The organism is Pusillimonas sp. T2 (genome assembly GCF_002236805.1).
Taxonomy (GTDB): domain Bacteria; phylum Pseudomonadota; class Gammaproteobacteria; order Burkholderiales; family Burkholderiaceae_B; genus Neopusillimonas.
The window spans coordinates 318,488-331,306 of sequence record NZ_NIQA01000001.1 but is presented as its reverse complement, the minus strand read 5'-3'; the positions used below and the strand labels follow the sequence as shown (position 1 = coordinate 331,306).

General features: G+C 58.7%; 13 protein-coding genes. 6 read left to right on the top strand and 7 right to left on the bottom strand.

The genetic code is table 11. The features are described from left to right. Positions 1 to 24 precede the first annotated feature (24 nt). Positions 25 to 1,854, top strand: coding sequence for a DNA helicase RecQ (gene recQ, locus PuT2_RS01495; protein WP_093969254.1), 1,830 nt, complete (start codon positions 25 to 27; stop codon positions 1,852 to 1,854). Positions 1,855 to 1,881: 27 nt separating this feature from the next. After that, positions 1,882 to 2,856: a bile acid:sodium symporter family protein gene (locus PuT2_RS01490; protein WP_093969253.1), complete on the top strand. Its 975-nt coding sequence runs from the start codon at positions 1,882 to 1,884 to the stop codon at positions 2,854 to 2,856. Positions 2,857 to 2,898: 42 nt separating this feature from the next. Here PuT2_RS01490 and ruvB read toward each other — a convergent pair whose 3' ends face one another. From ruvB to PuT2_RS01455, 7 genes are read right to left on the bottom strand one after another with little or no spacing between them, the layout of a single operon-like run. Beyond that, positions 2,899 to 3,963 (bottom strand): Holliday junction branch migration DNA helicase RuvB, encoded by a 1,065-nt coding sequence (ruvB, locus tag PuT2_RS01485; protein WP_093969252.1) that lies wholly within the window; start codon positions 3,961 to 3,963, stop codon positions 2,899 to 2,901. 29 nt (positions 3,964 to 3,992) lie between these two features. Then, positions 3,993 to 4,568 (bottom strand): Holliday junction branch migration protein RuvA, encoded by a 576-nt coding sequence (ruvA, locus tag PuT2_RS01480; RefSeq protein WP_093969251.1) that lies wholly within the window; start codon positions 4,566 to 4,568, stop codon positions 3,993 to 3,995. Between the two features lie 36 nt (positions 4,569 to 4,604). After that, on the bottom strand, positions 4,605 to 5,147 hold the full coding sequence (gene ruvC, locus PuT2_RS01475) for a crossover junction endodeoxyribonuclease RuvC (protein ID WP_093969250.1): 543 nt from the start codon (positions 5,145 to 5,147) through the stop codon (positions 4,605 to 4,607). Beyond that, positions 5,147 to 6,742: a bifunctional phosphoribosylaminoimidazolecarboxamide formyltransferase/IMP cyclohydrolase gene (purH, locus tag PuT2_RS01470; RefSeq protein WP_093969249.1), complete on the bottom strand. Its 1,596-nt coding sequence runs from the start codon at positions 6,740 to 6,742 to the stop codon at positions 5,147 to 5,149. Before purH ends, ruvC begins: the two co-directional genes overlap by 1 nt. 26 nt (positions 6,743 to 6,768) lie before the next feature. Beyond that, on the bottom strand, positions 6,769 to 7,008 hold the full coding sequence (locus tag PuT2_RS01465) for a helix-turn-helix domain-containing protein (protein WP_093969248.1): 240 nt from the start codon (positions 7,006 to 7,008) through the stop codon (positions 6,769 to 6,771). A gap of 35 nt (positions 7,009 to 7,043) precedes the next feature. Further along, positions 7,044 to 8,075, bottom strand: a complete 1,032-nt coding sequence (gene dusB, locus PuT2_RS01460; protein ID WP_093969247.1) for a tRNA dihydrouridine synthase DusB — start codon at positions 8,073 to 8,075, stop codon at positions 7,044 to 7,046. A gap of 47 nt (positions 8,076 to 8,122) precedes the next feature. Beyond that, the gene (locus tag PuT2_RS01455) at positions 8,123 to 9,277 is read right to left on the bottom strand and encodes an FAD-dependent monooxygenase (protein WP_093969246.1); all 1,155 of its coding nucleotides are present in this window, start codon (positions 9,275 to 9,277) and stop codon (positions 8,123 to 8,125) included. 49 nt (positions 9,278 to 9,326) lie between these two features. On the opposite strand from PuT2_RS01455, the gene PuT2_RS01450 reads away from it, so the two are divergent. From PuT2_RS01450 to PuT2_RS01435, 4 genes are all read left to right on the top strand, one after another. Beyond that, complete coding sequence (locus PuT2_RS01450) at positions 9,327 to 9,746, top strand: NINE protein (protein WP_233574903.1); 420 nt, start codon at positions 9,327 to 9,329, stop codon at positions 9,744 to 9,746. Positions 9,747 to 10,118: 372 nt separating this feature from the next. Then, entirely contained in the window at positions 10,119 to 10,457 is a 339-nt protein-coding gene (locus tag PuT2_RS01445) for a hypothetical protein (protein WP_093969244.1), read from the top strand. Between the two features lie 20 nt (positions 10,458 to 10,477). Further along, the gene (locus tag PuT2_RS01440) at positions 10,478 to 11,347 is read left to right on the top strand and encodes a cytochrome c oxidase assembly protein (RefSeq protein ID WP_173862494.1); all 870 of its coding nucleotides are present in this window, start codon (positions 10,478 to 10,480) and stop codon (positions 11,345 to 11,347) included. Further along, positions 11,344 to 12,804: a M48 family metalloprotease gene (locus tag PuT2_RS01435; RefSeq protein ID WP_254046910.1), complete on the top strand. Its 1,461-nt coding sequence runs from the start codon at positions 11,344 to 11,346 to the stop codon at positions 12,802 to 12,804. The genes PuT2_RS01440 and PuT2_RS01435 overlap by 4 nt, the downstream gene beginning before the upstream one ends. Positions 12,805 to 12,819: the final 15 nt, after the last annotated feature.

The window sequence follows — 12,819 nt, the reverse complement described above, 5'->3', positions numbered from 1 at the left end:
GGCTCTTCATACTAAAATGTCGTGATGTCCTTCAGCCCCGACCCCCTCGATACCCTTCAGCAGGTTTTTGGTTACGACGCCTTCCGGGGCAATCAGCAAGCCATTATTGAACATGTCGTCGCCGGTGGCGATGCCTTGGTGCTCATGCCTACCGGGGGCGGTAAGTCACTGTGCTATCAGATTCCCGCCTTGGTCCGGCCTGGTGTGGGTGTGGTCGTGTCGCCTCTTATCGCGCTCATGCAAGATCAGGTCGATGCGTTGCTCGAGCTGGGCGTGCGGGCTGCATTTTTGAATTCCACGCTCGATTGGCGCGAGGCGCGTCAGGTCGAACAGGCGTTTCAGTCGGGCCAAATCGACCTGCTGTATGTCGCGCCCGAGCGCTTGCTGAGCGATCGTTGTCTCGACATGTTGTCGCGCGGCAAAGTGGCGCTGTTCGCTATTGACGAAGCCCACTGCGTTTCGCAATGGGGACACGACTTCCGGCCCGAGTATCTCGGGTTGTCGGTGCTGGCCGAACGCTGGCCTGAAGTGCCGCGCATTGCCTTGACGGCCACCGCCACGACCGCCACCCGGCACGAAATCGTACATCGCTTACAGCTCGACGGTGCACAGCAGTTTGTCTCCAGTTTCGATCGCCCCAATATTTGCTATCGCATTGTTGAAAAAAGCGAGGTGCGTCGTCAGTTGCTCAATTTTATTCAGACCGAGCATGACGGTGATTGTGGCGTGGTGTATGCGCTGTCGCGTGCCAAGGTCGAAGAAACCGCCGATTTCCTGTGCCGCCAGGGTGTACAGGCTTTGCCCTATCACGCCGGGTTAAGCGCCACGCAGCGCGCCGAGAACCAGGCCCGCTTTCTGCGTGAAGACGGCATTGTCATGGTGGCAACCATTGCTTTTGGCATGGGCATCGACAAGCCTGATGTGCGGTTTGTCGCTCATATCGATATGCCCAAGTCTGTCGAAGGCTACTATCAGGAAACCGGCCGGGCTGGGCGCGACGGTGCACCGGCTACGGCGTGGCTTGCTTATGGCTTGCAAGACGTCATGCAGCAACGCCGCATGATCGATGAGTCGCCTGGAGATACGGCATTCAAGCGACGACTGGGGCAACAGCTCGATGCCATGCTGGGTTTGTGCGAAACGGTCAATTGCCGGCGTCAGCGCTTGCTAGCGTATTTTGATCAGCAGATCGAACCCTGCGGTAACTGTGATACTTGCCTGGAGCCGCCGCAGGCCTGGGATGGCACAGTGGCCGCACAAAAAATGCTGTCGGCCGTTTACCGTTTGTGGCGCGAACGAAACCAGCGTTTTGGGGGCGGGCATTTAATTGACATTTTGCGCGGCAAACTTACTGATCGCGTCCGTCAGAATCAGCATGAGACCCTGACCGTATTCGGCGTGGGTAACGACTTGTCGGAACAGGCTTGGCGCGGCGTGTTGCGCCAGTTATTGGCCATGAATATATTGGCGGTCGATCACGAGGGTTATGGCACCCTTGCGCTCACGGATGCCAGTCGCCCCGTTCTAAAAGGTGAAATCATGCTGATGTTTCGGCGTGAAGCCGAAAAGGCTGCGCGGCAATCACGCGTGGCCAAGCCGCGTATTGCGCAGCCCGACTTGCCGCCCGAGGCGCAACAGCGCTTTGAAAACCTGCGAGCCTGGCGTGCCGAGGTGGCGCGTAGCCATGGCGTCCCAGCCTACGTTATTTTTCACGACGCCACGCTGCGCGAACTGGCGCTGGCCTGCCCGCAAACCCTTGAAGAGCTGGGGCATATCAGCGGCGTCGGCGTACGTAAGCGCGATGCCTACGGAGAAGAGGTCTTGCGTTGCGTGGGTCTCACGCAGCCGGTCTGACTCTTGACGCTGAATTTAATACCTCTCATGAAACGAATACCTTTTCTTCCCGATACTTACACTTTTATGTTGGTTGGCACCGTCGTGCTGGCCAGCGTGCTGCCGGCCTATGGCAGTTTTGCCGTTGTCCTGAAACATGTCACGACAGTTGCGATTGCCTTGCTGTTTTTTTTGCACGGGGCCAAGTTGTCACGTCAGGCCATCATCGACGGTCTGACGCATTGGCGTTTACACGCGCTGATACTGTCTTGCACTTTCGTATTCTTTCCTGTGATGGGTTTCGCTTTGAAGCCTTTGCTGTTGCCGCTGATCAACGATGAGCTTTATCTTGGGGTGCTCTACATGTGCATGCTGCCAGCTACTGTGCAGTCGGCGGTTGCCCTGACAGGTATTGCGCGTGGCAATGTTCCGGCGGCGGTTTGCGGCGCGTCGGCCTCTACGCTGCTGGGTATCGTCATTACGCCTTTTTTGGTGAATGGTCTTATCACACCGACGACGGGAGCAGCGTCGCCTATTGACTCCGTTGCCAGCATCTTCGCGCAACTTATGTTGCCGTTCATTGCTGGTCATATTTTGCGGCCCTATTTTGATAATGCCTTTCGCAAGGCAGGCAAGGCGCTGTCATTTATAGATCGCGGGTCGATTCTGCTTGTTATTTATAGTGCCTTCAGCGCAGCGGTTATCGGCGGTATCTGGCAACAGATATCGGCGTCTATGGTCGCCGGTTTAGTTGTTATTAGTTTGGTGTTTCTTGCTTTGGCTATGGTTTTTGTGCATACCCTCGCCAAAGTGTTTGGTTTTGGGCGCAAAGATCAAATCACCGCGATCTTTGGCGGTGCCCAGAAAAGCCTGGCCAGCGGGGTGCCGATGGCACAGGTTTTGTTTACCTCATCGGTGGCTGGGGTCATGGTTTTGCCGTTGATGATTTTTCATTTGTTGCAGCTCATCGTCAGCTCGATATTGGCGCAGCGTTGGCACCGGCAAAATGAAGAACTGCCATAACGACTAGTTCTTCGGACGCTCTGCTTTTTCTGGGTTGATTGACTAGGAAAATAAATCGGGCGTATTACCTGCGGCACTCGGGGGCGTCAGCCCCAGGTGCCGCCAGGTCGTGTGCGTTGCCATGCGACCACGCGGGGTGCGCTGCAGGTAGCCGTGCTGTATCAGATACGGTTCGATTACGTCTTCAATGGTGTCGCGCTCTTCGCCGATAGCCGCAGCCAGGCTATCTACACCCACTGGGCCGCCATCAAACTTGTGAATAATCGCGTCCAGCAGCTTGCGGTCCATCAGGTCGAGGCCTTGCGGGTCGACGTCGAGCATGGCCAGTGCAGCACCCGCGGTTTGTTCGTTGATAACGCCATTCGACTTGACCTCGGCATAGTCGCGTACCCGGCGCAGCAGCCGGTTGGCAATACGCGGCGTACCGCGCGCGCGTCGCGCGATTTCGGTGGCGCCGTCGGGGGTAATGCTGACATTAAGCAGGTTGGCGCTGCGCGTCACAATATGGGTCAGGTCTGTGACGTTGTAGAACTCAAGTCTTGAGACAATGCCGAAGCGGTCGCGCAATGGGTTGGTCAGCATGCCGGCGCGTGTTGTTGCGCCCACGAGCGTAAAAGGTTGCAGGTCGATTTTTACGCTGCGTGCAGCCGGCCCCTCGCCGATCAAAATATCGATCTGGAAGTCTTCGAGGGCGGGGTACAGGATTTCTTCAACAACGGGCGACAAGCGATGAATTTCGTCGATGAACAAGACATCGTTTTTTTCAAGGTTGGTCAGTAATGCGGCCAGGTCGCCCGGGCGCTCAAGAACGGGACCCGAAGTTTGGCGCAGTTGCACGCCCATTTCGTGGGCGACAATATGAGCCAGGGTGGTCTTGCCCAAGCCTGGAGGGCCGAACAGCAGCACGTGGTCAAGCGCTTCGCCGCGTTTGCGTGCCGCGGCAATAAAAATTTCAAGCTGTTCGCGTGCGCTGTGCTGACCCACGTACTCGGCCAGCAGCTTGGGGCGCAAGGCCCGTTCAATAGAGTCTTCGCCCGGCGAGCTGGTTTGCGGGCTGACAATGCGTTGCGGAGCGTTGCCGGTCAGGGCGTCGGATTGAATGGCCATAAACAGTTACCCAACAATAAGGCTGCAGTCTAACGCGACAAAGACTTGAGGGCCAGACGGATGCCTTCGGCGACGTCAACATCGGCAGGCAGCGTTTTGAGTGCCGCCTGCGATTCGGCGGAAGAGTAGCCCAGTGACAGCAACGCGTTGACGATGTCGTCGCGGCTGGATGCGGGTTGACCGGGCTGGCCGGCCGGCAAGTCGGCGCCGATTTTGCCCTTGAGCTCGAGCAGCAGTCGTTCGGCTGTTTTCTTGCCAATGCCTGGCACCCGCGTCAGACGTCCTGTTTCTTGCCGGGTAATGGCGTCGGCCAGTTCTTCAGAGGTCATCCCCGACAGCACTGCCAGCGCCGTGCGCGCCCCAATGCCTGTAACTTTGATGAGCGCGCGAAAGGTAGCGCGTTCTTGAGCTGAGTTGAACCCGTATAGGATATGGGCATCTTCGCGCACCGCCAGGTGGGTGAACAAAGTGGCTTTGGCCCCGGTGTCAGGCAGGTTGTAGAGCGTGCTCATCGGGACATCGATTTCGTAGCCCACACCGCCGACGTCAATGCACACGGTTGGCGGGGATTTTTCGATAAGGGTGCCGGTAATGCGTCCGATCATGTTGCGGTTTCCTGCAAGGGGGCGTTTATAGAGGGTTTACACAAGGCGTCCGCCGCGCAGGCGGGTACCGCCCAGGCTGCCCAGCGCGCCCGATGTCTTGAGTTTCTCGGTGAGCGGGCCGACGTGGGCGTGGCAAATGGCGCAGGCCAGCGCGTCGGCCGAGTCGGGCGAGGGCAGGCCACTGAGTTTCAGTAAGTGCTGCACCATGGCTTGCACCTGTTCTTTGGCGGCATGCCCATTACCTACCACTGACTTTTTTATTTGTAGCGCAGTGTATTCGTGTACATCGAGATTGTGGTCAGCCAGCGCACACATGGCTGCCCCGCGAGCCTGACCCAGCAACAATGTTGACGTGGGGTTGGTGTTGACGAACACTTTCTCGAGGGCCGACACCGTGGGCTGGTGGACTTCGACGACTTCGCGTACGTTATCGAGGATGGTTTTGAGGCGCCGGGCCAGGGGTTGGTCGGTGGGCACCACAATGGTGCCGCTGCCGACGTAGGTCAGGCGCATGCCCTGGACATCGATAATGCCAAAGCCGGTGCGCCTGAGGCCCGGGTCAATGCCGAGAATCCGCATTAGTGGCGGAAGTGACGTGTACCCGTGAAGACCATGACGATGCCGCGCTCGTTTGCGGCGGCGATGACTTCGTCGTCGCGTACGCTGCCACCGGGCTGTATGACGCAGGTGGCGCCGGCATCAACGACTACATCAAGACCATCACGGAAAGGGAAGAAGGCGTCGGACGCGACGGCTGAGCCTTGCAGGCTGAGCCCGGCATTGTCGGCCTTGATGGCGGCGATGCGCGCCGAGTCGATACGGCTCATTTGTCCGGCGCCGATGCCCAAGGTCATGCCATTGCCCGTAAAGATGATGGCATTGGATTTGACGTACTTGGCGACCTTCCAGGCAAACATCAGGTCTTGCATTTGTTGTGCAGAGGGCTGCTTGGTGGTGACGACCTTGAGCATGGCTGGGTCGACCTGGAAGTCGTCAGGATTTTGTACCAGCCAGCCGCCGCCGACGCGTTTGATGTCGAGTGCGTTGTGAGCTTCGCCGGCTGGGATTTCCAGAACGCGAACGTTTTTCTTGGCCGCGAATACGACGAGTGCTTCTGGGGTATAGGCGGGTGCCAGCAAGACCTCGACGAACTGCTGCGAGGTAATCGCTTGCGCGCAGGCTTCGTCGACCGGACGGTTGAACGCAATGATGCCGCCAAATGCTGAGGTAGGATCGGTTTTATACGCCTGCTGGTAAGCGGCTTCAGGGGTGTCGCCTACCGCCACGCCGCAGGGGTTGGCATGCTTGACGATAACGCAGGCGCTTTGTGTAAAGCTGCGAACGCATTCCCAGGCGGCGTCGGCATCGGCAATGTTGTTGTACGAGAGTTCTTTGCCTTGCAATTGGCGGTAGCTGCCCAGCAAACCCTGTCCAACCGGCTGGTCGACATAAAACGCTGCAGTTTGGTGTGGGTTCTCGCCGTAACGTAGTGCTTGGTGCTGTTTGACCTGCAGCGTTAGGGTGCGAGGCCATGTGTCGCGGGCGGGTTGAGCGTCTTGCGCAGGCTCGGCTTCGGTCAGGCTTGTCAGGTAGGCCGCGATGGCGCCGTCGTAGGCTGCTGTGTGAGCATATACCTTGGCCGCCAGTTCCAGGCGCAATGCGTAGCCCGGTTCGCCCTGCGGGCCGTCAATATCGGCCAGTACACGCGGATAGTCGGCCGGGTCGATGACGACGGTTACGCCGCCCTCGGGGGTGCCATGATTTTTTGCGGCAGCGCGCAACATGGCCGGCCCGCCGATGTCGATGTTCTCAACCGCATCTGCAAACGTGCAGTCTGGTTTGGCAATGGTTTCGCGAAACGGGTACAGGTTGACCACCAGCAGGTCGATGCGATCGATGCCGTGGGCTTCGATGGTTTGCATGTGTTCTGCACTGTCGCGCCGGGCCAGCAGGCCGCCATGAATTTTTGGGTGCAAGGTTTTGACGCGGCCGTCGAGAATTTCCGGCGAACCCGTATGTTGCGCGACTTCGGTAACGGGTAGACCGGCGTCAGCCAGCAGTTTTGCGGTGCCGCCGGTAGACAGCAGCTTGACGCCACGCTGGGCCAGCGCCTTGGCAAAGTCGACGATGCCGGTCTTGTCGGAAACCGAAAGCAGTGCGGTTTGAGTTTTCATGAGATAGCAAAAAATAAAGTGGGAAATCAGGGTTGCAGATTGTGGGCTTGCAGTTTCTTGCGCAAAGTACTGCGGGTAATACCCAGCATGTCGGCGGCTTTCGACTGGTTGCCGTTGGCGCGTTCAAGGGCCACTTGCAACACGGGGCGCTCGACGCATGAAATGACCATGGCCAGCATGTTGTCGGGTTCAGAGTCGCCCAGGTCGGCAAAGTAGCGTTCGAGGTTGTCGCGCACGCATTGTTCCAGTGGATTGAGGTCGTTCATGTGTACAGATTTTTGCTGTTATTGGTTTGGTTGGGTCAGGCAGCCAGCGCGGGTACGGATTCGGATGTTGCCGGTGACAGGATGAAATCGTCGGGGGCATGCAGATCGAACCAGTGGGCGACCGCGGCAAGTTGTGCCTGGGTGGATTCAGTTTGATTGATGTGGCTTAGCAGCGCGGCGCTGTCGGGCTGTTCGGCGAGGTACCAGCCAATGTGTTTCCGTGCCGAACGTACGCCAGTATATTCGCCATAGAAGCGATAGTGGTCTTCGAGGTGCTCGAGTAGGCAGGAACGAAGCTCGCCAAAGGTGGGGGGCGAGAGGTGCCGGCCTGTGTCGAGGTAATGGGCCACTTCGCGGAAAATCCAGGGCCGCCCTTGGGCGGCCCGCCCGATCATGACCGCGTCGGCGCCGGTGTAATCAAGTACATAGCGGGCCTTTTCGGGGCTGTCGATGTCGCCGTTGGCAATGACGGGGATGGATAATACTTGCTTGACCGCCTTGATGGTGTCGTACTCGGCTTGGCCGTTGTATAGGTCGGCGCGGGTGCGTCCGTGCAGGGTAAGTGCGGCAATGCCGATATCTTGTGCCAGACGGGCAATGTGCAGGGCGTTACGCGATTCGGCATCCCAGCCGGTGCGGGTTTTGAGCGTTACCGGTACGTTGTACGGGCGGCATGCCGACACTACGCTTTCAAGAATTTGGGCGACCAGGGCTTCGTGGCGCAATAGCGCTGAGCCCGATGCGACGTTGCACACTTTTTTGACCGGGCACCCCATATTGATATCGATGATGTGCGCGCCTTTTTGAATATTAAAAACGGCGGCTTCGGCCATCATGGCGGGATCGGCGCCCGCAATTTGCACGGCAATGGGAGTGGACTCGCCTTCGTGGTTGAGGCGCCGCGACGTTTTGACGCTGTGCCAAAGCTTTGGGTTGCTGGCCGCCATTTCGGATACGGCATACCCCGCGCCCAGTCGCTTGCACAATTGGCGATACGGACGGTCGGTGACACCGGCCATCGGGGCGACAAAAACACGATTGGGGAAGGTCCAGGGGCCGATACGCATAGGGTCGATTTTAACCGCCAATTAGGATTGGGGCTGACGTCAAGATGTTACGTGCGTATGCCTTGCAGCAGGTGCGTGGCTAGCGGGGTGCGCAGGGTGTGACTTAAGTCCATGGCCAGCAGCCCTAGGCCGCAGGCGTGCTCCACCAACGGGTTGCCTGTGGCAAATATGCGAGGCAAGACGTCGGTGATGGCGGCGGTTGCCCAGCGGTCGATGCGGCGTTGTCCGGTAAAGGTATCGAGCAGCGGCGTAGGGTCGGACGAGGGGTTGGCCAGCCAAAACCGCAGGGCGTGGGCCAGTTGTGACGCATCGCGCAGGCCCAGGTTAAGGCCCTGGCCGGCAACCGGGTGCAGTGTTTGTGCGGCATTGCCAATGGCGACCCCACGTGCATGTGTGCGTAGCGGCCCTGCATTCAGGCCGAGCGGAAATTGCTGGCGATTGCCGTTCAGTGTCAGCCGGCCCAGCCGCGTCCCGAAGGTGTCATTCAGGGCGGCGTTGAATTGGGCCGGAGCCAGGTGCATGAGCGCTTGCGCCTGATCGGGATGGCAGCACCAAACGACGCCATAGTGGCCCTCGCCCGACGGATGGGGCAAAACAGCCAGTGGGCCTTGACGCGTGAAGCGCTCGAAGGCCCAGCCCTGGCGGGGCTCGGAGGCGGTGACAGTGGCCAGCACCGCGGCCTGTGCGTAGTTGCGCTCGATACCTTTTGGTTTCGCACCGTCTGATTGAACCGCCAAGTGTGCGGTTATCGGGCCGGTATCGGGGTGCAGTTCGACCGGGTTGCCAAATGCAAGCGTGACGGGCCTGGACTTAAGCCGGGTGACCCCGCTTTTTTCCAGTGCCGCGTGCAGCGCGACCAGCAGGTCGGGATAGGCGACCACGCACCCCAACTGGGGAACGCCGAAATCGTCGTGTTGAACGAGGGTGCGGCCTAAACGCTGGCGTTGTGAAACGTGAACCGTTGTGATGGGGCTGCACCGACTCGGCCAGGCGTTGAGGGCCTGCAGAGCGACTTGACTGCCGTGATTCAGGGCAATGGTGCGTGGGTCGGTGGGGCTGTTTAAAGTGTCTGTCGCAAAGAATTGGGTGCCCACGAGCGCGATACGAGCAGGGTCGGGGGAGTAGCGGGCCAGCATCAGGGCCAGCGCGCTGCCAACCGGGCCTGCGCCCATAATAACCAGGTCGAAATCGGGTTGGGACATGAAGGGTTCTAATACAATCGGCGTTCGGTTGAACTTCGGAATAATGCAGATGAAGCAACATCGCAGCAAGGTCATTGTAGCGCTGCTGGCGGCAGTGCTGGGTGTGTTTGGCGCCCACTGGTGGTATTTGCGTCGCCCCTACGCGTGGTTGTTCACGCTGGTAACGCTGGGGTTGCTGGCCTACGCGCAAACCTTTCCAAGCTGGTGGGATAACCCGGCATTTTTGCTGCTTTTTATTCCCATGGCGGCGGGGTGCATCGAGGCCTTGGTGTTCAGTCTGAAACCAGACGCCTGGTTCGATGCCCGCTACAACCCGGGCTCGTCGCTGCAGACCCAAACGGGTTGGGGCCCGGTGCTTGTGGCTATTTTGACCGTGTTTCTGGGTGGTACGGTTGTCGTTTTCGGGATTGCCGCAACTGTGGTCCATGTGTACACCGCCCTGGGCTGGCTGGACGGCTATCAGCTTTGATTGACGTTCGCGCATCATTCAACGAGGTGTTGTGACGCTGCAAAATTATCGACCAAGTCATCTTTGAGAGGCCTGGCTGTCTTGTCTGAACCCAGGTCTGCAGGTTAGAATGGCGGTCTCTTCATTTTATAGGAGCTGAAGCGGTGAATACCGATTCTGGCGACAGTAACAGTCGATCGTGTATCGACAATTTTATTGATCTCTAGGCGCGTTTTCAGGTTTTCAGCTTGGTCACGCCCTGGGGTAATACAGCAGGGTGTGGCATGTCTAACCGGGTTGTCCCCGGGTTTTACGCCACCCACTTTTTAAATCCTGGCCATGTTTGGTCAGATGCTTTGCGTGTGCTTTGTGCGGCATACGAAAGGTGGTGTTATGCGTTTGTTCAATTTGTTCCTTCGTCGCGCGGGCGTTCAGTCGGTGCCTGCTCGTGGCCGTAAGCCTGCCGCTTCGCGCCTTACTGTCGTGTGCGCGCGTGACCACATGGCCGATGTCCGGCGCACCTTGTACAAAAACTTCGAATCTGCAGGCCTTAAGGTGGGCTCGGTACAGGTCAGCGCAGCGGCCGATCCGGCACTGGTCAGTGCCTGTGTCACGGTAAGTTGTTCCCCCGAAATGCGCCCCGTGCTCATGAAGCAGGCGCGCGACCTCACTACCGTTGCCGGTGTGCGTCATGTGCGCTGGGGTGATCATCGCCATATTGTTTTAAACTAGCGGGTGTTTTCGCTTTTGGGTTGTTGTCCATGGATGTCCTAGGCTGGCTTGTGCCCTGGGAGTTTTCTCCCGCACTGGTGCTCATGTTTGTGGTGGGCATTGTGCTGTTCATCCGTGGTACCCGCGAACATCGCATTTCTGCGGCGCGTCAATGGCTGTTTTGGTTGGGTATTGTGGTGTTGTATTTGTCGCTGCATACCCGCATCGACTACTACGCCGAGCGCCTTTTCTTTGCTCATCGTTTGCAGCATCTCGTGCTGCATCATCTAGGCCCGCTACTTATCATGGGGGCTTACCCCGGTCAGGTCATGCGCGCCGGGTTGCCCATGCCGCTTCGGCTTTGGCTAAAAAATTTCCGCCTTACCCCCTTGGGGCGCTTCACCGAGGCCGTGCTGACGAACAAAATTCTTGTGCCGTTCATGTTCGTGTTCTTGGTGGTGATCTGGCTTATTCCCAGCGTGCAGTTTTATTCCATGCTCGACTGGCGCCTGTATCGTTTCATGAACTGGTCCGTGGTCATTAGCGGGTTCTTGTACTGGAATTTGATTCTTGATCGTCGCCCAAGCCCGCCCGCTGTACTATCGCCGGGGGCACGTATTTTGTCGCCGGTCATTACGATGGTGCCGCAAATGGTGGTCGGCGCAGTGATTACGTTCACCGAATACGACCTATATCCTATTTTCGATCTCTGTGGCCGCGCAATACCGGGCATGTCTGCAGTTACCGACCAGGCCATAGGCGGTCTGACGATGTGGATTTTGGCTGGTTTCGTCGAGGTTTTTGGTTTGTTATTTGCGTTGGGTACCCTGATGCGCCTGTCGGGCAAAGGGCGGTTACCCGGCAAGATAAGGTCGGCCGCTGTGCCGGCTGTGGGGGTGGCAGGCACATGAAGTACACGGGCGCGGCGGTTCTGGTATTTGCTTTGTTTGCACCGGTGGCCGGCCAGGCCCAGCCCATGGGGTTGCCCAGTATGGGGTCCGCCTCGTCGGCGGAATTGTCTCCTGCCCTCGAAAAAACGCTGGGCGACGCCATCATGGAGCAAGGACGTCGCGACCCAACCTATATCGACGACCCCGATGTTTCCCAGTATCTGAATGATATGGGGCGCAAGTTGTCTGGGGCTGCGGGTAGCGCAGCCATCGATGTGTTCGGTGTGCGCGATCCCTCGATTAACGCATTTGCCCTGCCGGGGGGCTACGTTGGCATCAACAGTGGGTTGGTGGTGGCCTCAACCAACGAGTCGCAACTGGCGTCGGTGGTGGCGCACGAAATCGGCCACGTCAATCAGCGCCACGTTGCCCGTGGCATGACACAAAGCAATCAGTCCAGTCATATTGCCATGGCCTCCATCGCCGGGGCCTTACTTGCCGCCATAGCCGGTGCCGGTGATCTCGCTGCAGGTGTTGCGGCCTTCGGCCAAGCGGCGGCGGTCGACCGCCAGTTGGGCTTTTCGCGGATGGCCGAGCAAGAGGCCGACCGCGCCGGCGTAGAAATGTTGCGTCGCGCCGGCTACGACCCAGTCGGTATGGTGCAAATGTTCGAGCGTTTGGGGACGGCATCGCGGCTGAACGAAGGGGCAGGGGGCGGCAGTTATGCCAGCACTCACCCGTTGTCGATTCAGCGAATGTCCGATATCGAAAACCGCGTGCGGGCCTTGCCGCCTGTTCGGCGCAACGATACCGATGCCTACTGGTTTGTACGCGCAAAACTGCGTGTTATCCAATCGCGCGACTCGCTCGCGCTGCGCAACACCGAAGCGGTGCTTCGGCAAGACGCTCAGTCGGCTACTGGCGTGCCCAAGGCAGCAGCATGGTATGGCCTGGCCTATCTGGCCTGGCAGCGGAAAGACCTTGATGAGGCCGCCAAGGCGTTGCAGAATGCGCGGGCTGACGGCATATATTCGCCCCAAATCGCCGGGCTCGAAGCCGATATTGCCTTGTCGCGCGGCGATAATCAAAAGGCCGTAGATGCCGCGCTCAAGGCGTTCGAACGCTGGCCCGACAATCAGGCGTTGGGTATGGTGGTGGCACGGGCATTGCAGGCCGACAACCAGCCCGAGAAAGCGGTCCAAATGCTCACCAGCCTGATTAAAAAATGGCCCGACGAGCCCCGGTTTTATCAGATGCAGGCGCTCAGTCTCGAGCGTATGGGTCGGCCCGTGCAGGCGCGTCGCGCCATGGCCGTCTTCTACGAAAAAACAGGTGCTTTACCCACGGCGGTGTCGCAATTACAGCAGGCGCGGGGCATGACTCAAGACTTCTACGTGCAGTCTGAACTTGACGTCGAAATCCGAACCCTGCAAGAACGGGTTCGGCGCAATCGTGAGTTGCTAGAGCAGTTTAGATAGGGCTCGGCCTAGCCC